At 62.6% G+C, this 18,965-nt stretch carries 17 protein-coding genes and 1 pseudogene; 8 read left to right on the top strand and 10 right to left on the bottom strand.

Annotated features, from left to right (window positions below; genetic code table 11):
- A partial coding sequence (locus GKC28_RS24265) for an ATP-binding cassette domain-containing protein (protein WP_174149530.1) occupies positions 1 to 489 on the top strand: 489 nt, incomplete at its 5' end.
- On the top strand, positions 486 to 1,175 hold the full coding sequence (locus GKC28_RS24260) for an ABC transporter ATP-binding protein (protein WP_174149529.1): 690 nt from the start codon (positions 486 to 488) through the stop codon (positions 1,173 to 1,175). The genes GKC28_RS24265 and GKC28_RS24260, both read left to right, overlap by 4 nt.
- A 95-nt stretch (positions 1,176 to 1,270) precedes the next feature.
- Here the strand turns inward: GKC28_RS24260 and GKC28_RS24255 are convergent, their stop codons facing one another.
- The gene (locus GKC28_RS24255) at positions 1,271 to 3,514 is read right to left on the bottom strand and encodes a methyl-accepting chemotaxis protein (protein WP_174149528.1); all 2,244 of its coding nucleotides are present in this window, start codon (positions 3,512 to 3,514) and stop codon (positions 1,271 to 1,273) included.
- Positions 3,515 to 3,888: 374 nt separating this feature from the next.
- Between GKC28_RS24255 and GKC28_RS24250 the strand changes: the two genes are divergently transcribed.
- Positions 3,889 to 4,338, top strand: a complete 450-nt coding sequence (locus tag GKC28_RS24250; protein WP_174149527.1) for an Lrp/AsnC family transcriptional regulator — start codon at positions 3,889 to 3,891, stop codon at positions 4,336 to 4,338.
- Positions 4,339 to 4,369: 31 nt separating this feature from the next.
- Here the strand turns inward: GKC28_RS24250 and GKC28_RS24245 are convergent, their stop codons facing one another.
- Positions 4,370 to 5,308 carry a LysR family transcriptional regulator gene (locus GKC28_RS24245; protein ID WP_254604388.1) on the bottom strand — a complete coding sequence of 313 codons (939 nt, stop codon included), beginning with the start codon at positions 5,306 to 5,308 and terminating at the stop codon, positions 4,370 to 4,372.
- A 153-nt stretch (positions 5,309 to 5,461) separates the two neighbouring features.
- Here GKC28_RS24245 and GKC28_RS24240 point away from each other — a divergent pair, with 153 nt between their 5' ends.
- From GKC28_RS24240 to GKC28_RS24225, 4 genes are all read left to right on the top strand, one after another.
- Positions 5,462 to 6,475, top strand: a complete 1,014-nt coding sequence (locus tag GKC28_RS24240; protein WP_174149526.1) for a TRAP transporter substrate-binding protein — start codon at positions 5,462 to 5,464, stop codon at positions 6,473 to 6,475.
- 70 nt (positions 6,476 to 6,545) lie between these two features.
- Entirely contained in the window at positions 6,546 to 7,082 is a 537-nt protein-coding gene (locus GKC28_RS24235; RefSeq protein ID WP_174149525.1) for a TRAP transporter small permease, read from the top strand.
- Between the two features lie 17 nt (positions 7,083 to 7,099).
- Positions 7,100 to 8,440, top strand: a complete 1,341-nt coding sequence (locus GKC28_RS24230) for a TRAP transporter large permease (protein ID WP_174149524.1) — start codon at positions 7,100 to 7,102, stop codon at positions 8,438 to 8,440.
- Between the two features lie 17 nt (positions 8,441 to 8,457).
- A complete protein-coding gene (locus GKC28_RS24225) occupies positions 8,458 to 8,961 on the top strand; it encodes a universal stress protein (protein ID WP_065266557.1) in 504 nt (167 codons plus the stop codon).
- Between the two features lie 56 nt (positions 8,962 to 9,017).
- On the opposite strand, the gene GKC28_RS24220 is transcribed toward GKC28_RS24225, so the two are convergent.
- The 7 genes from GKC28_RS24220 to GKC28_RS24190 form a co-directional block, all read right to left on the bottom strand.
- Positions 9,018 to 10,514: a M81 family metallopeptidase gene (locus tag GKC28_RS24220; protein WP_174149523.1), complete on the bottom strand. Its 1,497-nt coding sequence runs from the start codon at positions 10,512 to 10,514 to the stop codon at positions 9,018 to 9,020.
- 2 nt (positions 10,515 to 10,516) lie between these two features.
- A complete protein-coding gene (locus GKC28_RS24215; RefSeq protein ID WP_174149522.1) occupies positions 10,517 to 12,139 on the bottom strand; it encodes an amidohydrolase in 1,623 nt (540 codons plus the stop codon).
- A gap of 38 nt (positions 12,140 to 12,177) precedes the next feature.
- A complete protein-coding gene (locus tag GKC28_RS24210) occupies positions 12,178 to 13,101 on the bottom strand; it encodes an ABC transporter ATP-binding protein (RefSeq protein WP_174149521.1) in 924 nt (307 codons plus the stop codon).
- Positions 13,098 to 14,078: an ABC transporter ATP-binding protein gene (locus GKC28_RS24205; protein ID WP_174149520.1), complete on the bottom strand. Its 981-nt coding sequence runs from the start codon at positions 14,076 to 14,078 to the stop codon at positions 13,098 to 13,100. Before GKC28_RS24205 ends, GKC28_RS24210 begins: the two co-directional genes overlap by 4 nt.
- The gene (locus GKC28_RS24200; RefSeq protein ID WP_174149519.1) at positions 14,075 to 14,932 is read right to left on the bottom strand and encodes an ABC transporter permease; all 858 of its coding nucleotides are present in this window, start codon (positions 14,930 to 14,932) and stop codon (positions 14,075 to 14,077) included. Before GKC28_RS24200 ends, GKC28_RS24205 begins: the two co-directional genes overlap by 4 nt.
- A 14-nt stretch (positions 14,933 to 14,946) precedes the next feature.
- Positions 14,947 to 15,885, bottom strand: coding sequence for an ABC transporter permease (locus tag GKC28_RS24195; protein WP_174149518.1), 939 nt, complete (start codon positions 15,883 to 15,885; stop codon positions 14,947 to 14,949).
- A 111-nt stretch (positions 15,886 to 15,996) separates the two neighbouring features.
- On the bottom strand, positions 15,997 to 17,559 hold the full coding sequence (locus tag GKC28_RS24190; protein WP_174149517.1) for an ABC transporter substrate-binding protein: 1,563 nt from the start codon (positions 17,557 to 17,559) through the stop codon (positions 15,997 to 15,999).
- A 222-nt stretch (positions 17,560 to 17,781) separates the two neighbouring features.
- On the opposite strand from GKC28_RS24190, the gene GKC28_RS24185 reads away from it, so the two are divergent.
- Complete coding sequence (locus GKC28_RS24185) at positions 17,782 to 18,585, top strand: helix-turn-helix transcriptional regulator (RefSeq protein WP_174149516.1); 804 nt, start codon at positions 17,782 to 17,784, stop codon at positions 18,583 to 18,585.
- Positions 18,586 to 18,614: 29 nt separating this feature from the next.
- On the opposite strand, the pseudogene GKC28_RS24180 reads toward GKC28_RS24185, so the two are convergent.
- Positions 18,615 to 18,965: pseudogene (locus GKC28_RS24180) on the bottom strand (Na/Pi cotransporter family protein); the annotation flags it as partial.

The following is an 18,965-nucleotide window of genomic DNA, read 5'->3' as shown; positions in this document are numbered from 1 at the left end:
GCGCTGGCGATGGAATACACCGTGCTGCAGAACGCAGTGCTGGGGGCGCTGGGGGGGCGGGGCCGGCCGTTCCATTTCTTCCGCAACGTGATGAAGGATCCCGAGCTGCTGGAGCAGGCGCGCGACGCGCTGGAGCGGGTGGGGCTGACCGACGATGCAAACCGCCGCACCGCCGACCTGTCGCACGGCCAGCGCCGCCAGCTGGAGGTGGCGGTGGCGCTGACCTTGAAACCGAGGCTGTTCCTGATGGATGAGCCGATGGCCGGCCTGGGTGCTGCCGGGTCCAAGGCGCTGACCGGCTTCCTGGATGGCTTGCGGCAGGAGGCGCCGATCCTCTTGGTGGAACATGACATGGACGCGGTCTTTGCCCTGGCCGACCGGATCAGCGTGCTGGTCTACGGCCAGATCATCGCCACCGGCACCGCGGACGACATCCGCGCCAACGCAGAGGTGCGCCGCGCCTATCTGGGAGAGGAGGACGCCGCATGAGCCTGCTGACTTTACAAGGCGTCGAGGCCTCATACGGCCCGGCGCAGGCCTTGTTCGGGGTCGATCTGGAGATCGGCGAGGGCGAGGTGGTGGCGCTGATAGGCCGCAACGGCATGGGCAAATCCACCACCATCAAGACGATCTGCGGGATGCTGGCGGCCTCCAAGGGGGAGTTGCGGTTCGACGGCCACGACCTGCGCCAACTGCCGTCGCACAAGATCGCGCGGCTGGGGGTCGGTCTGGTGCCCGAGGGGCGGCGCTGCTTTGCGCCGCTGACGGTGGAGGAAAACCTGATCGCCGCGGCCCGCCCCGGCCCCTGGGACATGGCCAAGGTGGCAGAACTGTTCCCCCGGCTGGAAGAGCGCCGGACGCAGGCCGCCGGGTCGCTGTCGGGTGGCGAGCAGCAGATGCTGACCATCGGGCGCGCGCTGATGACCAACCCGCGGCTCTTGATCCTGGACGAGGCGACCGAGGGGCTGGCGCCGGTGGTGCGGCAGGAAATCTGGGCCGCCATCGCCCGGCTGAAACGCGAGGCGGGGCTGTCGATTCTGGTGGTGGACAAATCACTGAAGGAGCTCTCGGCCGTGGCAGACAGAGCGGTGATCCTCAACAAGGGTAACAACGCTTGGGAAGGCCGGATAACCGAGTTGCCTGCGGACGTCGCGGACCGGTTTCTCGGGGTCTAGCAATCGGCCTGTAATGAGACTTATGTTAATTTAGTGGGTCGAAGCACGTTTCTTGCCGGCAGGCTGAAGGCTAACTCCAGCCTGCCATTTCGGTCTTATGCGCTCAGCCGGTGCGGGTTTGCCGCAAAGTCAGGATCTGCACCTTCCCCACCCAAATCAAAGCGGCCGACGATGTCAGTCAGGCTTTGCGATTCATGCTGCAGCAGCTGGCTGGCGGCGGCGGCTTCTTCGGACATGGCGGCGTTCTGCTGGGTCATGTTGTCCAGCTGATGCATGGCGCCGTCGATCTTTTCCAGCCCGCGCGATTGCGCCCGGACACCGTCGGCGATCTCGGTCACAAGCCCGGACACTGCCGAGACCTGTTCGATAATCCGGGTCAGCGCATCACCGGCGCGGCCCACCATGGCAACACCATTGGCGACATGCTCCTCGCTCGCGGAGGTCAGACCCTTGATCTGCCCGGCCGCATTGGAGGCGCGCTGCGCCAGTGCGCGCACCTCAGAGGCAACCACGGCAAAGCCTGCCCCGGCGGGGCCCGCGCGGGCGGCTTCGACGCCTGCGTTCAGCGCCAGGAGGTTGGTCTGGAAGGCGATGTCGTCGATCATGTTGATGATCTTGGAGATCTCTGCGGAGGCCTCCTGGATCTGATCCATCGCCGCCACCGCTGATGTCACCACATCGGTGCTTTGTTCTGCCTCGCTGCGGGCGCCGCGCATGGTGTCGTCCATGCGGCCCGCGCGCTCTGCCGTGTCGCGGATGCCGCCGGTCAGTTCCCGGATCGCGCCTGCGGTTTCTTCCAGTGTTGCGGCCTGGCTTTCGGTGCGGTGCGCCATCTCGGTTGCTGCGCCGCGCTGCTCCTCGGAGAAGCGGCCGACGTTTCCGGCAGCGCCGACGACCTCTGCCATTGAGCCGCGCAGCCGTTCGAGGCTGCGGTTGAAGTTTTCGCGCAGGGTTTCGTAATGACCGTCAAATGGCGCCCGGATGTCGCAGGCCAGGTTGCCCCGCTGCAGCTCCGAAAGCGCGGCGCTCATGCTTTCCACCACGGCTGCGGTATGGCGGGCGGCTTCCACCTCGCGGGCGGCGGCTTCATCTGCGTCCTTCAGCTTGCCGCGGAAAGTGTCGAGGCTGCGCGCCAGATCGCCAAGCTCATCACCGCGCGCAAGGCCCTGGATTTCAGAATTGTAATCGGCGTCGGCCAGCGCATTGGTGGCTTCGCGCAGGGCGTGGATTGGACGGGTGACGCTGCGCGCCGCCAGCCAGGAGACGCCGATCGCCGCCAGAAGCGCCGCGCCGATCATGCCGGCGGCGATCAGGCGGATGCGCTCGACCACCGCAAAGGCGGTGTTTTCATCGGTTTCCAGCACCAGAGACCAGTCGAAACCGGGCAGGTCCAGCGGCATCACCTGGGCAATGGCGTGTTCCCCCAGCGACGAGGGCACGCCTTCGAACTGGCTTGCCTCGCGTGACTTTGCGGCCTGGATCTGCGGCGTTGCTGGCAACCGCTGCAGCACCGGGAACAGGCCTGCCACCGAGGACGGGCTTCGGGCCACGCCGTCGCTGCTGACCACGTAAATATTCTGGTGGGTGCCGCCTGAGAGGTTGCTGGTCAGGGCCTTGACGATGCCATCGGTGCCCAGCTGGATAGCGATCACCCCGGCGATCTTGCCGTTCTTGGCGAACACCGGCGCGGCCATGAACGCTGCGGCATCCGGGCTGTGGCTGTAGGTTGCGAAATCCGCCACTGCTACCGTGCCTGCCTCAGCCTCAAGCGCTGCCTGGAACACCTGCGACAGGCCGCTGTCCGGCGACTCCTGGACACCGGTCATGAAATCGCCCTGCTTTTTCACCGAATAAACCACCTGCCCGGCGGAGCTGATCAGATAGAGATCCTGATAGCCGTTGAGGCGCAGGCTTTGCAGGAAGGTGGGGTGATAGGTGACATGCGACTGATTGTAATAGGAGCCGTCGCCCGCATCCGTCAGCTCCTCCCGCTGGTCCGCGGTGTTGGGGTTTCCGGCGGCGTATGTCTGCTTGAGATAAGCAATGGGGTCGTCTTCCTCGACCATGCCGATAACCCGCTCAAAGTTGCTGATCGCCCGGAATACCGCGGGCTGGCCTGCCAGGCTCGATACATCGGAGCGCGCCGCTTTGATCAGGAACCCCAGCGCCTGGGCGCCGGATTTGGCTTCGATCTTCTGGGCAGCAAAAGCATTTTCGCGGATGCTGCGCTCTGCCATGGAATAGACCAGCACTGACACGGTGACGAGGAACACACCTGTCAGGGCCACCATGATCAGCGGCAGTTTCAGCTTCAGAGGCAGTTTTGTCAGTCGGGGCATTGGCCAGGGTCTCCTGCAGTCTGCGGCGCCCGGAGGCACCGGGGCCTTGAGGAGTCATAAACCGGAAAGTCCTGATAAAACGTGTACCGCAAGAGAGCCGCAAATGAAGTTTTCCGGAATCTTTGCGGAATTGATGCCGCAAATTCGAATTTTACGCCACTTCGGCGGGCGAGCTATCTTAGGTCCATATTTTTAGGATCGGAGCGGTCGCTGTTGCTGGAATTCTTCTGTCAGGATGGCGCAAAATGTCAGACCGGGACATGGTCACATTTCATAGTTGAACATTCGCAAGCTGTCTCTCAGCGCGGCTTCCGGCCAGACCTGCGGCAGGTTTTCAAGTTGTCATTCCAGCCAAACCGGCCCAAAAATCAGCCATGGACAACAAAGACCACGAAATTCTGCGGCTGATCCAGGCGAATGCGCAGCTGACTGCCGAAGCAATCAGCCAGGAGGTCGGCCTTTCAGCGCCCGCGGTGCAGAAGCGGCTGAAGAAACTGCGCGATACCGGGGTGATTGAAAGGGAAATCGCAATCCTGTCGCCAGCCAAGATGGGCCGCGAAATGACAGTGATTGTTCAGGTGGTTCTGGAGCGCGAAAGCCGGATGCACCTGGATGCTTTCAAACGCAAGATGCGCAAGGCGCCGCAGGTGCAGCAATGCTATTACACCACCGGCGAAGCGGATTTCATCCTGATGGTCATTGTCAAGGACATCAAGGAATACGAGGCCTTCACCCAGGAGTATTTCTTTGATGAATCCAATGTCAGCCGGTTCACTTCGTCGGTGGTGATGGACCGGGTCAAGGTTTCGCTCGACATTATCTGAACAGGCTGCGGCGGGGCGTGCCGACTGCCGTCTACCGCGCAGAATGCGCTGTGTTCAATTGGTCGAGAAACAATCTGGTGATGCGGTTCATTGCCGGACGCTTGCGGGTGACGGCGGCAAACTGGCTCCGGTAGAAGATTTGTTCCGGCAGAACTTTCCGCATCATCCCGTCGCGGACAAATTTGTCGGCCAGGTGGTCGGGCAGAAACCCTAGATAGCTGCCGGACATGACGAGTATGGCCAGCGCCTGTTCGTTCTGCACCTTGGCAGCGCGGCGGAAACCCAGTGTCTGGCCGACATGCAGGTTAGGGGAGTTCACCCGGATGCCGGCGTAGTTGGCCGCGCGCACATCCTCCATGCGGAGGCTGGAGTGGTCGCAGTCCATGAAGGGATGCCCCTTGCCGCAATAAAGAAACATATCCTCGCCATAAAGGGAGGCGTAGTTCAGACTCGGCGAAGGCCGGTGGAGTGCCAGGATCCCAACATCGAATTTACCGCCGATCACGTTGGTTTCGATGACGTTGGGCGGTTCTAGCGACAGGTCGATCTCGACCGCTGGGGCGGCCTTGTTGAAGGCCCGGATGGCGCCGGCGACATGGGCCTCGGGGTTTGAGGCGCATTGATCGAACAAGGCTATGCGCAGAGTGCCGGCAAGCTGCTGCTTGATTTCATTCACTTCAGCCCGGAAGTCTGAAACGGAGAGCAGCAAGCCTTCCGCCGACTTCAGCACCTTGCTGCCGTCATCGGTCAGCGAAAACCCTGCCGGGCCGCGATGGCATAACTTCAGGTCCAGCCGCAGTTCAAGGTCGGCAAGATATTTCGATATGGTGGATTTGCCGATGTTCAGCTCGGTTTCCGCTGCCGCCAAGCCGCCGCTTTCGGCCACGGCCTTGAACACCCGCAGCAATTTCAGGTCAGCATCGGCGACATGTTTGAGGTTGGACTTCCGGGCCATCAAATGGTTCGACATATGTGAAACTTTGCGTTCAAAAGTTTACATTCAAGAAACCAGAAACGCAATGTAGCTTCCGGCAGACCAAGGCTGGAACCGGCTGGCAGATGCGCTGTGGAGGGCGCGCCGCCCCGGACCTTGGGACCCAGAATGACAATACGGGAGGAAGTTATGTCATTTCTCAAGAAGGTCTGCACCCTGACAGCAGCCGTTTCCGCCGCTGCGCTGCTGACCACCGGCGCTGTTTCGGCCAAGAACTTCAAGATCGCTGTGGGCGACGGCGCAGGCAGCTCGCAGGAAGGTACCGGCAAGTTCTTCATCGAGGCGCTGGAAGAAAAATCCGGCGGCAAACACACCGGCACCATGTTCCTGAACGGCCAGCTGGGGTCGGAACAGGACACCGTGAACGAGGCGGCAATCGGCACCCTGGATATGTCGCTGCTGGCGATCAACAACGTCACGCCGTTCTCGCCGACCGTCGGCGTGTTCACCCTGCCTTATGTGATCCTGTCGCTGGAAGATGCAGAAAAGCTGACCCAGGGCCCGATCGGCCAGGAGCTGACCGAAAACACCATCCGGGACGCCGGCGTGCGTATCCTGGCCTGGACCTACACCGGCTTCCGCCGCCTGACCAATTCCAAGAAGCCGGTCACCACCGTGGCTGATCTGCAGGATCTGGTCATCCGCGTGCCCAAGAACGAGATCATGATCGAGACCTACAAGTCCTGGGGCATCAACCCGACCCCGATGGCCTGGTCCGAGACCTTTACCGGCCTGCAGACCAAGGTGGTTGACGGCCAGGACAATCCCTACACCACCATCAACTCGATGAAATTCTACGAGGTGCAGGAATATGTGACCAACCTGCGCTACATCTTTTCGATCGAACCGCTGATCGTCTCCGAGGCTGTGTTCCAGGACCTGTCCGAAGAAGACCAGCAGATCCTGATCGAGGCAGGCAAGGAAGCCACCCTGAAATCGGCCCAGTTCCTGCGCGACATCGAAGCCCAGATCAAGGATGAACTGGTCGCCAAAGGCATGCAGATCGATGATCCGGCAAACGATGAAGCCGAATTCATCCAGCTGGCGACCGAAGCGGTCTGGCCGCAGTTTTACGACTCCATCGGCGGCGTCGAAAAGCTGAACTCCGTGCTGACCACCATCGGCCGTGACCCGGTCCAGTAAGCCTCTGGCAAACCCATAAAAACAACGAAGCAGCGCTACGGCGCTGCTTCGCACAGGGGAGGAGTGCATCATGTTCTGGAAATTCCTGGAAAATATAGAAAGCTATATCTGCCGCCTATTGCTGTCCGGCTTTGTCATTCTGCTGTTTGTGCAGATTGTCTCGCGCGAGGTTTTCGGCCATTCATTCTCTTGGATCGAAGAACTGTCGGTCTACATGTTCGTCTGGTTTGTCTACTTTGGCGCCTCTTATGCCGCCCTGAAGGGCGCGCATAACCGGGTCACCTTCCAGTTCAAGTTTCTGCCTGCGGGCTGGATCAAGTATATTGAGGCCTTTGCCGACCTCTTCTGGCTGTTCTTCAACTGCTATTTTCTGTGGCTGGCCACTGATTTCGTCTTCAACAAGATGAACAAGTTCTGGAAGTCGCAGACCTTGGGCATCGAAATGAAGTACATCTACATGGTTCTGCCCATCGCCTTTGCCCTGATGACGATCCGCATTCTGCAGGTGAATTACCGCAAGCTGATCCGCGGCGAAGATATCCACGATCCCGACCAGATCGACCTTGACGAAATCAAGGCTGCGGCTGGCGCGGACAACCGCACATAACCGGGAGGGACAGGACAATGGAAACCGAAATCGTCACGATCCTGTTTGGATCCTTTCTGCTGCTGCTGCTTCTGGGGGCGCCGATCACCGTCGCGCTGGGGGTGTCGTCGCTGCTGTCATTCCTCTATCTGGACGAAAACCCGATCAAATTCGTGCAGATCGCCTTTACCTCTGTCGGCTCCTTCCCGCTGATGGCGCTGCCAGCATTCATTCTTGCCGGGGCGCTGATGGAGGCCGCCGGGATCTCAAAACGGCTGATCAACGTGGCCGAAAGCCTGGCCGGTCCGTTCACTGGCGGCATTTCCGCCGCCACCGTGATGGCCTGCCTGTTCTTTGGCGCGATCTCCGGTTCCGGCCCCGCCACCACGGCGGCCGTCGGGATGCTGATGATCCCGGCCATGATCAACCGCGGCTATGAGAAAGGCTATGCCTCAGCCGTCACGGCGTCCTCCGGCGGTCTTGGCATCATCATTCCACCGTCGATTCCGATGGTGATCTTTGGCATTGCCGCGCTTGGCATGGCGCCGCCGCCGGAAGCGGTGGAGAAATACGGGACCTTTCAGTCGGTCTCGATTTCCAAGCTGTTCATTGCAGGCTTTGTGCCGGCCTTCCTGATCGCGACAAGCCTTTTGATCCTGAACTTCTTCATGTCAAAGAAGCGCGGCTACAAAGGATCTGCTGACGGCTGGTCGATCCGCAATGTCGGCTGTGAGATGTACCGCGGATTCTGGTCGCTGATGGCGCCGCTGGTGATCCTGGGCGGCATCTACACCGGCTTTTTCACCCCGACCGAGGCGGCCATTGTGGCAATCTTTTATACCCTTGTGATCGGTGTGTTCATCTACCGCGAGCTGACCTGGACGTCGCTGTTCCAGTCGCTTGAGGCAACCACCTGGCTGACGGGCCGCGTGCTGCTGATCCTGTTCACGGCAACCGTATTCGGCCGCCTGCTGGTGGAAAACCAGATCCCGGCGATGATCGCCGACAGCATGCTTAGTTTTACCCAGAACCTCTATGTGATCTGGGCGCTGATCATCTTCTTCCTGCTGTTCGTCGGCATGTTCATGGAGACCCTGGCAACCATCCTGATCCTGGTTCCTGTAATGCTGCCGGTCGCCTATTCGGTAGGCATCGATCCGATCCATTTCGGCGTGGTGATGGTCTGTACCCTGGGCATCGGCTTCCAGACGCCGCCATTGGGGGAAAACCTGTTCATCGCCTCGGGCATCTCGAATATCTCGATCGAAACGATCTCGCTGCGGGCCTTGCCCTTTGCGGCGGTGAACACGATTGCGATTTTCATCATCGCCTTCTTCCCGGAAATCTCGCTGTGGCTGCCGCGGCTGTTCGGCTACTGATCTGAAAGGAGACCGGCATGAAACCGATGATCACAAACATTCTGTTTGCCACCGACTTGTCGCATAACTCCACCCTGGCGCTGCGCCATGCGGCCAGTCTGGCCCATGCGACAGGAGCGGAAATCCACGTGCTGCATGTGAATGAGCCGATTTCAGAGGATGCACGCATCACGTTTGAGATGTTCGTGCTGAACGATGAAACCCGCAAGTCGGCGGCCAAGCGGCGTCATGAGATGGTCAAGCAGATGCTGGCCGAGCGGCAGGCGCGGTTCTGGGCGTCTTTTGAAGGCGACGAGGCCAGGATCCGCGATCAGGTCACCTCGGTTGAGGTAACCGACGGCCACCCGGCAGAGGTGATCTTGCGCCGCTCGGTGGAATTGGGCTGCGACCTGATCGTGCTGGGCGCCCATGACCACGGGTTTTCCCACACTTTTCTGGGCACTGTGGCCAAACGTGTCCTGCGCCGTTCGCAGATCCCGACGCTGGTGGTGCCCTATCAGAACGGCGAGGATGAGGACTGATCCTCCCGCAGGCGGCTACCCCTCGCCGCCTGCGCAGACCATCCTTGCAGCAGGTGTCAGCCTTTTGCAGGGATGGCTCTGACGTCCGGGTGCAGGTTTGTGTACGGGAACGCACCCAGATCACAGGGAAACACGCCGGGGGCCGCCACCGGATACACTGCGCTGGCAACCGGTTCGAAGTCGGCGCGGAAGTGAGCAGTGCTTTTTACGCAGATTGTGCGGAAGGCTGCCGGGTCCAGCCCGATATGGGTGAAATGCGCCAGGTCCAGGCATTGGTTGCGGATGCTGGTAACAACCAGGGTGATGTCTGCCTTCGCCCCCTTCAAGCGCAGCGCCGCAGTCAGGCCGAGCGTGGCGACGCCGCCGCCATACATCTCGCCTGAATAGCGGCAGGTGCCATCGCCAAGTGCCAGGACCTGAAATTCTGCCTCAAACGGTTTGTCGCCCGCCGCGCCTGAGCGTCCGCCGAGCGCTGTCCGGAAGACACCCCCCTGCCCCGCCTCATGCGCCGCAGCGGCTGCCAGGGGGTCATGGACCAGCCCCATCAGAACGCCCTGCGCGCCTGCCTGTGCCAGTGCCGCCAGCAACCCGGTGGTGTCAGAGGTGCCGCCTGCACCCGGATTGTCCTGCACATCCGCCAGTACAACCGGTTTGCCTGCGCGCGGCTGGCAGGCAATCTCTGCCGCTTGCTGCGGCGTCAGCATCGGGTGGCTGAAGCGCGGCTCCAGCCTGGTGAACAGCCCGGTGATATGGTCCGCCGCCTGTGCGGCTGCGGCGGCAGTCCGGGCATAGGCGACGCAGGAGGGCCTTGTGTCCGGGAAATCCGCTGCAGTGAAACCAAGCGCGATGTCTGCCAGCACGCCCGCCTGCTCCAGCGGCGGCAGCGCGGCATAAAGCTCCCGCGCAGGCGTGGCGGTGGTGTATTGCGCATGCAGCGGGATCAGGCAGTTCATCTGCCGGAATGCCTTGTGCAGCCTGTCGCCTGCCAGAAGGTGCTGCAGCACCGGCACGCAGCGGGCGCCGGTTTCCGCCATGTCGAGATGCGGATAGGTACGGTAGATCGCGATGTAATCGGCGAGTTCCACCGACACCGCTGAAATATTGGCGTGCAGGTCGAGGCTGGCCACGACGGGCAAGTCCGGCCCGGCCCAGGCGCGCACCCGCTGCAGGAGCTCCCCTTCGCCGTCGGGGTGGCTTTCGCTCACCATCGCGCCGTGCAGTTCTAGGAATATCCCGTCCAGGGGACCCGCGGCGCGCAGGCCTTGCAGAATCCTGGTGCAGACGGTTTCGAAGGCCTCGTCAGTGACCTGCGCTGACGGTTCCGCCGCGCACCACAGGATGGGGACGAGGTCCATCCCGGCCCTCGCTGCGGCCTCGGCAAAGCCTGCGATGGGCAGGTTCATGCCGCGGGTTTCGCGGATCACTTGCTCACCTTGCAGCATGGCGGGCCAGGAATCTGCCATCTCGAATTCTGCCAACCCGGCCTTGGTGGTGCCGAAGCAATTGGTTTCATGCTGAAAGCCTGCAATGGCAATCCGCGGTTTGGCCTGCATTGTCACTGCTCCTGCACCCAAACGGTCTGCCCGCGGCGGATGGTGCGGGTGACTGTGGTGGTCTCGATCTGGTCCGGGTCGTCCAGCGGATTGCGGTTCAGAACCGCGAAATCCGCCAGCTTGCCCGGTTCGATGGAGCCGCGGGTGTCCTCTTGGAAGACCTGCCAGGCGGCGTCGATCGTCTGGGCGCGCAGGGCAGACAAAGCGCTGATCCGCTGCGCCTCACCCAGCCGACGGCCGCTGGCGGTCAGCCGGTTCACGGCGCAATGGGCCAGGTGGATGGGCCGTGTCGGCGTCACGGAGGCGTCGTTGTGGATGGTGTAACGGACGCCGAACCGCTCGGCGGAGGCGCAGGGGGAAATCCGTTCTGCGCGCTCCGGCCCCAGGAAAGTGTCATAGTGGCGGTCGCCCCAGAAATGCACATGCGCCGGGAAGAAGCTGACGGTCATGCCAAGCTTTGCCATCTGCTGCAATTGGTCGTCGCGCAAGGCTTGCCCGTGGATGATGGTGTGGCGGTGATCTTCGCGCGGGKTGGCCTCCAGCGCCGCCGCCACAGCGTCGATGAACATCTGCGCGCCTGCGTCGCCGTTGCAGTGGCAGTGGATCTGGAAACCCAGATCATGCAGTTTCTTCACTTCGCGGCGGTGCTCGGCGGCATCCGCGTAAGACATCCCGCAGGGGTGGGCCGGGTCCACAGGTTTGTGGTAAGGCGCGCTGAGCAATGCGGTCTGCAGCTGGAACGCCCCATCGGTGAACAGCTTGCGAGGGCCAAGGGTAAAGTGTGGGTTGCCGGGCCAGGCCAGCGCATCTGGGCCGCTGCTCAGCTCTGGCTCCAGCTCTCCTATGGGAAGCAGCATCAGGTCATAGCCCGGGTCCTGATCGGCGGGCAGCGAGGCGAAATGCCCAAGCATCTCCCGCGTGGCCCAGGCGTTCTGGGCGTAGGTGACGCCATGCGCAAGGTACTCGTCGCGGCAGCTGTTGAACCCGGCCCAAAACCGTTCGCGGTCGATCAGGAAATCGGTATCTCCCATCTCGCCCATTGCTGACAGGCCCTCTATCAGCCCTGTCAGCGCTCCGGTCTCCGGGTCGCGGCCGAAGCGGCCGCCAAGGGGATCGGGGGTGTCGCGGTTCACGCCGTGGCGTTCCAGTGCTAGTGAGTTTGCCGCGCCGTTGTGGCCGGAGGCGTGGATCACCCAGATGGGATGTTCGGTTGAGACACTGTCCAGCTCGGCGCGGGTCGGCATCCGGCCCTCGGCAATGGCGGTATTGTCGAACAGCACCCCCATCACCCATTCCCCCGCAGGGGTTTCCGCTGCCTTGGCCCGCAGCCGGTTTAGGGCGGTGGGAATATCCGGGCAATCGCCGCTGGGGGCAGAAGCCAGGTTCACACGAAACAATCGGATGAACCCCGGGTCGGGGAAATGCCCATGCGGGTCGATGAAGGCGGGGGTCAGGGTTTGGCCCTGCAAGTCCACCTCAACAGTGCCCGCAGGCATCTGCGCGCGCAGGTCCGTCTCAGGGCCAACAGCGCGGATGGTCTCGCCTTCGGTCAGCACCGCCTGGGCGCAGGAATTGGCCGCGTCCATCGTCAGGACAACGCCGTTGAAATACAATGTGCTGGTCATGGTCTTTCGGATGTTGAGGGGTTTCGGGCAGAGGGCCGTCAGCTCAAGGGCGCCAGGCAGCGCAACCCGTGGCCGTTTGCGACCTCCCATTGCGGGGTTTGTGTGCAGATCTCCTGCGCAAAGGGGCAGCGTTCGCGGAACTCGCAGCCCTTGGGGCGGCGCAGCAGGCTGGGCGGTTCGCCCTTCAGGGCGATGCGTTCCAGCCGGGCGTCGGGATCGGGTTCCGGGTTCGCCGACAACAGGCAGCGGGTATAGGGGTGGCGCGGGTTCTTGAAGATTGCCTCAGTGGTGCCTTCTTCGACCAGGCGGCCAAGGTACATAATGCCCATCCGGTCGGCCACATGGCGCACGACGTTGAGGTTGTGGGTGATGATCACCATCGCCAGCCCCAGCCGTTCGCGCAGGTCGTTCATCAGGTTCAGAAGCTCCCCCTGCACCGACACGTCCAGCCCCGCGGTGGGCTCATCCGCCAGGATCAGCTTGGGCTCCAGCGCCAGCGCGCGGGCGACGCCGACCCGCCGCGCCTGGCCGCCGGACAGCTGATAGGGATAGCGGTCGGCGAAATGCGCAGGCAGGTTCACCATCTCCAGAAGGCGTTTGGCCTCGGCATCCAGATCGCGGTCCTTCATGCCCTGGATGCGGTAGGGTTCGGTGATCAGGCTGCGGATCGTGAGCCGCGGCGACAGCGAGCCGACCGGGTCCTGGAACATCATCGCGATGTCCTTGCGCAGGGGACGCAGCTCGCGTTCCGAGGCGCCGCGGATTTCCCGGCCCTCGAATGTGACAGAGCCTTCCTGCGCCGGAGCCAGCCCGGCAATCGCGCGGATTACTGTCGTTTTGCCGGAGCCGCTCTCGCCCACCAGCGCATAGGTCTCGCCTGGCTCCACGGTAAAGCTGACACCGGCCAGCACGTTGACCGGGCCATAGCTGGTCTTGAGGTCTTTCACATTCAGCAGACTCATTCTGCGGCCTCCTTGTGGTTCAGCCAGCAGGCGGCGTGGTGGCCGTCTTTCAGCTGTATTAGCGGCGGCACATGCGACGCGCAGCGCGGCATTGCCTGGTCGCAGCGGTCGCGGAAGATGCAGCCGCCGGGCAGGTTGGCGAGATCCGGCACCTCGCCCGGGATGGTGGGCAGGACACGGGCGCGCTCCTTGATGTGGCCCGGGTCGCAGTCGATCAGGCGGCGGGTGTAGGGGTGCTTGGGATCGTGGAAAATCTCGCGCACGTCGCCGCTTTCAACCACGGCGCCGGCATACATCACCACCACCCGGTCGCAGAGCTCTGCAATCACACCCAGATGATGCGAGATGAACAGGATGGCGCAGTTGAATTCCTGCTGCAGCTCCTGCAGGCGCTCGATGATCTGCACTTCCAGCGTGGCATCCAGCGCCGTGGTCGGCTCATCCGCGATCAGCAGGTCAGGTTCGGACATCAGTGCCATGGCGATGGCGATCCGCTGGCGCATGCCGCCGGAGAACTCATGCGGGAACTGCGCCAGCCGCGCTTCCGGATCGGGGATGCCGACAGCGCCCAGCATCTTGGCCGCCCTCGCCCGCTTCTCAGCCTTGGAGGCCTTGGAGCGGTGCTGGATATCGACCATCTGCTGACCGATCGACAGCACCGGGTTGTGGGTCTGCATCGGGTCCTGGAACACGATGGAGATATCGGCGCCGCGCAAGTTCCGCATCTGGCGTTCCGGCAGCTGCAGCAGATCCTGGCCCTTGAACCGCACCTCTCCCTGACGGAACCGGGTGTTGGGCGCGGTCAGCCGCAGGATCGAGGAGATCAGGGTGGACTTGCCGCAGCCTGATTCCCCGACGATTCCGACAATCTCGCCCTTGCGCACATCAAAGGAGATATCGCGCAAGGCCTTCAGGTCGCCGCGGGCGGTCTCATAATCGACGCTGAGGCGGTCGATTTCCAGAAGCGTATCGGTCATCGCTGTTTCCTCAGTTTCGGGTCAACCACGTCGCGCAGGGACTCGCCCAGGAAGGTGAAGCCCAGCGTTGCCAGGATGATCGGCAGCCCGCCGCCCACCACCAGCCAGGGGGTCTGGCGGATCAGGGAATAGCCGTCCTTCAGCAGCGCACCCCAGCTGGGTGTTGGCGGTTTCACCCCTAGGCCGAGGAAGGACAACCCGGCCTCCAGCGCGATCACGGTGGGGATGTCCATCGCTGCCAGAACTGCCAGCACGCCGACGATATTGGGCAGCATGTGCACACCCAGAATGCGGGTCATGCTGGCGCCCATGGACCGTTCGGCCAGGATGAACTCGGAATTGCGCAAGGTCAGCGTCTGGGTCCGCGCCACCCGGCCATAGGTCGGGATCGAGGTCGCCATGACCACAAACACCACGGTCTGGAGGCTTGGCCCCACCAGCGCCACCACGGCCAGGGCAAACATCACAGTCGGGAAAGAGCGGATGGTGTCGAAGAACAGCATCAGAAGGTTGTCGAGCCATTTCGGCCCGTAACCGGCGATCATGCCCAGCGTCAGGCCAATGGCCATGGCGCCGAAGACAGCCGGCAGGGCAACCTGCAGCGCCACCTGGCCGCCCGCAATCACGCGGGAAAACGTATCGCGGCCTAACTGGTCGGTGCCCAGAAGATGGGTCCATGACGGTCCCTGCAGGCGGTCTTTGATGTTCATGCCAACCGGATCGAAGGGCACGATCCAATAGGCGAAGATGGCGCAGAACACGATGGTGCCGACGATGATCAGACCCATCAGCCCCAGCGGGTCGCGGGCGACGCCGGTGACGATCTGGCCCAGTTCGGTACGGGATTTAGCCATATCTCACGCCCTCCTTATTTCGCCGTGCGGGCGCGGGGATCGAGCCAGGCGTTGATCAGGTCGGCCAGCGCGGTGGAGACCACAAACAGGCCGGTGGAGATCAGCACCGATCCCATCACGATCGGGTAGTTGCGGGTGGTGATGCTGTCGATCACCAGTTTGCCGAGGCCGGGGCGGGCAAAGACGATCTCGGCAAAGACGGCAGAGGACAGCAGGAATCCCATGCCGACGCCAATCACCGTGACCACCGGCAGAATGGCGATGCGCAGCGCATAGACCATCACCACCCGGCGTTCATGAATGCCAAAGGCGCGGGCGGTGCGGATGTGGCTCTCGCCCATCACTTCCAGCATCGAGGCGCGCACCAGCCGGGCGATATAGCCGACCCAGCTGAGGCCGATGGCAAAGGCGGGCAGCACCAGGTGGTCGAGACGGCCCCAGAAGCCCTCGCCTGCGCCGATGGCCGGGAACCACTGCAGGTTCACAGCAAAGATCAGCAAGGACAGCAGCGCAACAACAAAGGCGGGGGCAGCAACGAAGCTCACGGAAATGGCTGCGGTAATCCTGTCGATCAGCGTATTGGGGTGTGCGGCTGCGTAGGCGCCAAGAGCGATGCCCAGCGTGGCAGACCAGGCGATTGAGCCCAAGATCAGCCACAGTGTGTGCGGCAGCTGTTCAAAGACGATTGCCGTCACCGAGCGGCCCGAGAACACGTCGATCCCCAGATCGCCCTGCATCAGGTTACCGTAGAAGATCAGCAGCTGTTTCCAGATAGGCTGGTCCAGCGCCAGTTCCGCCGTCAGCCGCGCCTGCAGCTCTGGCGTGGCGCGCGGGCCCAGCATGATCTGGACCGGATCGCCAGGCACGGCGCGGATCATCAGGAACATGACAGTGACCGCCACGATCAGGATCAGCAGTGCCAGCCCGAACCGCCGGGTTGCATAAAGTAACATGGCCGCATGGCTCCCTTGTCTTCGCTGTGCGGATGAAAACGGCACGGCTGCGCCGCATATTGCAGCCGTGCCAGGTCAGGCCCGGGGGGAGGACCGGGCCTGCGGGGACTGTCAGGCCTTGCCGAAGTAGCGCAGCAGCGCCAGCCCATCAGGCCGCAGCGCTGGCACCACGCCTGCCGAGTGAATCACCGGCGTCGCCTCATGAGTCAGGAAGCGGTAGGCGCCGCTTTCCTCCATCAGATCCTGTGCCCGCCGGTACATCTCGTCCCGTTTCGCCTGGTCGGTCAGCTGCGAGGCCTCGGCATGGATCTTGTCGAACTCGTCGTTGCTGAATTGCTCCCAGTTCCAGTGGCCGACCTGTTCGGTGGTGAACCAGGAGGTCGCGTAGTACGGGTCCGGGGTCATTGAGTAGCGGTTCAGCACCAGCTGCAGGTCCTCGTTGTCGGCGCTGGCCCAGAAGGCCCCGGATTCCAGCACATTGACCTCGACCGTGATGCCAATCTGCGCCAGTGTCGCCTGGATCACCTGGGCGGCGGTGGTGAAGGTGGTCTTGTTCAGCGTGTCGAGCTTGAGCGTCACGTTGGTCTCGCCGGATTCCGCCAGCAGTTCCGCGGCCTTGGCAAAATCGGCCTGCGGCGGCACCAGGGATTGCGGACGGTGACCCGCCAGGCCCGGCGCGATGATGCCGGTCGAGGGCTCCACGGCACCGAAGTAGGCGGCTTCCAGCACCGACGGCACGTCGATTGCGTGCTGGATCGCCTGCCGCAGTTTCGGGTTCTGCAGCTTGGGGTGATCCAAGTTCATGCCCAGCCAGGTGTAGTAGAGCGATGGGTATTCCAGCAGCGTGCCGCCGTTCGGCACCCCGTCCCGGTAGCGCGCGACCGAGCCCAGCGAAACGCGGGTGAAATCCAGCTCACCGGCCTCGAAGGCGATTTCGGCTGTGTTTTCATCGTCGATCGGCAGGATTTCGATGGTGCCCCAGGCAGGGGCTTCGCCCTTCCAGTCCGGGTTGCGCCTCAAGACGGTCTTTTCCTTCGGCGACCAGCTGTCGCGCAGATAGGGGCCGGATTCCGCCAGCGGATCGGTGGTTGCCTTGCCGCCTGCGGCCTCCCAGGCCTTTTTCGACACGATGTTACCGGTGATATAGGGCAGCGCGATCGACCACAGAGGTGCGAACGGCTCGTTCAGCACGATGGTGCCTTCCCGTTCGCCCGTCACCTCCACATGGCTCAGCGGGCCCATGTCGGGCTTGTTGGGGCTGTCGGTGGCCTCATCCACGATCCGCTCAAAGCTGAATTTCACGTCTTCGGCGGTCATCGCGCCAAAGCCGTTGGTGAACCCGATGTCGTCGCGCAGCGCGAATTTGATGTGGGTCTCGTCGCCCTGTTCGATCATCGCGGCGGCGTCCATCTGCCAGTCCCATTCGCGGCCCGGCTTGTACTGGATCAGCTTGTTGTAGATCGAGGCATGGATTTCCTCGTCGATCACGCCTTTGGAAAACGCCGGGTCGATGCTTTGCATGTCACCGTAGGAGCGCACCCGCAGGGTGCTGCCCTCTGCCGCCATAGCACGGCCGCCCAGGCCCATGGGCAGCGCCGCCGCCGCCCCTAGCGCCGTGGCGCCCTTCAGAAATCCGCGGCGTCCCAGCGCCGTCTTGGTCCATTCGATCTTCATGATGTCCTCCCTTGGATCAGATCCGCTCCGCCTGTGCTCCTCCGGTCTGCCTGCGCTTGGCGGCGCTGACTTGTCAGGTCATTCGGCAGGTTCCGGGTTCCCCAGACCCAGGCGGCTTGGGAACAGAAAACGCCTGTTTCGCGGATCACGGAATTGTGCAAACATGCGCAAACCGACGCGGTATGCATCATCCTAGCGTCAGTTAGCGAAAGGAAATCAGCCATGCCGGAAAATTTTTCTGAAAACTTGCGGTCGCTGTGCGCCGAACATGGCAGCATTGCGCAGATCTGTCGTGAGGTTGGAATCAACCGCCAGCAGTTCAACCGCTACCTCAACGGCACCAGCCTGCCCGCAGCCCACAACCTGCGACGGATTGCGCGCTATTTCGATATTCCGGAGGCGCGGTTGTTTGCCCCTCAGGCCGAGTTCGAAGCCCAGCTCAGCGATGCCGCCCGTACCACGCCGCCGGGTCCAAGCGACAGTTTCCTGGAGCCGTTCCGCGGCCAGCAGCGCAATCTGAAGCGCTACTTGGGCTTTTACCACGCCTATTTCCGGACGCCTTCCTGGGGTGAAGGGATCTTTTGCTCCCTGACCCGTTTTTTTGAAAGAGACGGGTTCATCCTTTCGCGCAACCTGGAAATCGCCCATGATCCGGAGCAGAGCATACGGCAAATCTCGCGGTACGAAGGCATGGTGACCCAGCGCGGCAACCGGCTGTTCATCACCGAGCATGAGCGCGCGCATGAGGGCAGCGTGGCGCAGACTATCCTGTTTTCCGCCCACCGGCAGCAACTGAAATACCTGCGCGGCATGACAATGGGATTGGCCTGGCGTCCCTTTCCACGCCCCTATGCGGCGCGGGCGATCTGGAAGCGTCTGGATGAGCGGGTTTCAGCACGCGAGGCGATTGCCGCCTGCGGGGTTTATCCGGTGCGCAGCACGCGGATAGACCCGACAGTGCGGAATTACCTGGAAGCCTCTGCAGTTGAGGATTTTCCTGATATGCCCGGCAGCGTTCTTCTCTAGGGTCCTGACCTCAGGCTGCGAGCGGGCGGTCAGCTGCTGGTTTTCTGAAGCGTGTCCTCGTCCTCGCCTTCKGGCATRTCTTCWATGAGCCTTGTYTCMARCAGCTGTCCGYTGCGGTAGAGCACSGGRKWGGCGACGGCGGCGATGTGGCTGTTGAACTCGCGCAGGGCGCGCAGCGTTTCCAGGTGGATGTCGGAGGTGTCAAAGCTCTCCCGCGCGCCGTCCTGCAGCCGCTTCAGGTGGCGCTTGCGGCTGTCGTGCTCCATCCGCTTCAGCTCGGTCTTCTCCAGGCTCAAGAGCCGCGCGCTCTCCAGGTCGTCGGAGATCAGCACGTTGGAGGCCAGCTGCATATTGGCCAGGATCGCCTCATGCATGCGGGT

The organism is Leisingera sp. ANG59, assembly GCF_013317235.1.
Lineage (GTDB): Bacteria > Pseudomonadota > Alphaproteobacteria > Rhodobacterales > Rhodobacteraceae > Leisingera.
Note: the sequence above shows the minus strand (reverse complement) of the source record. Positions and strands in the feature narration are given on the sequence as shown.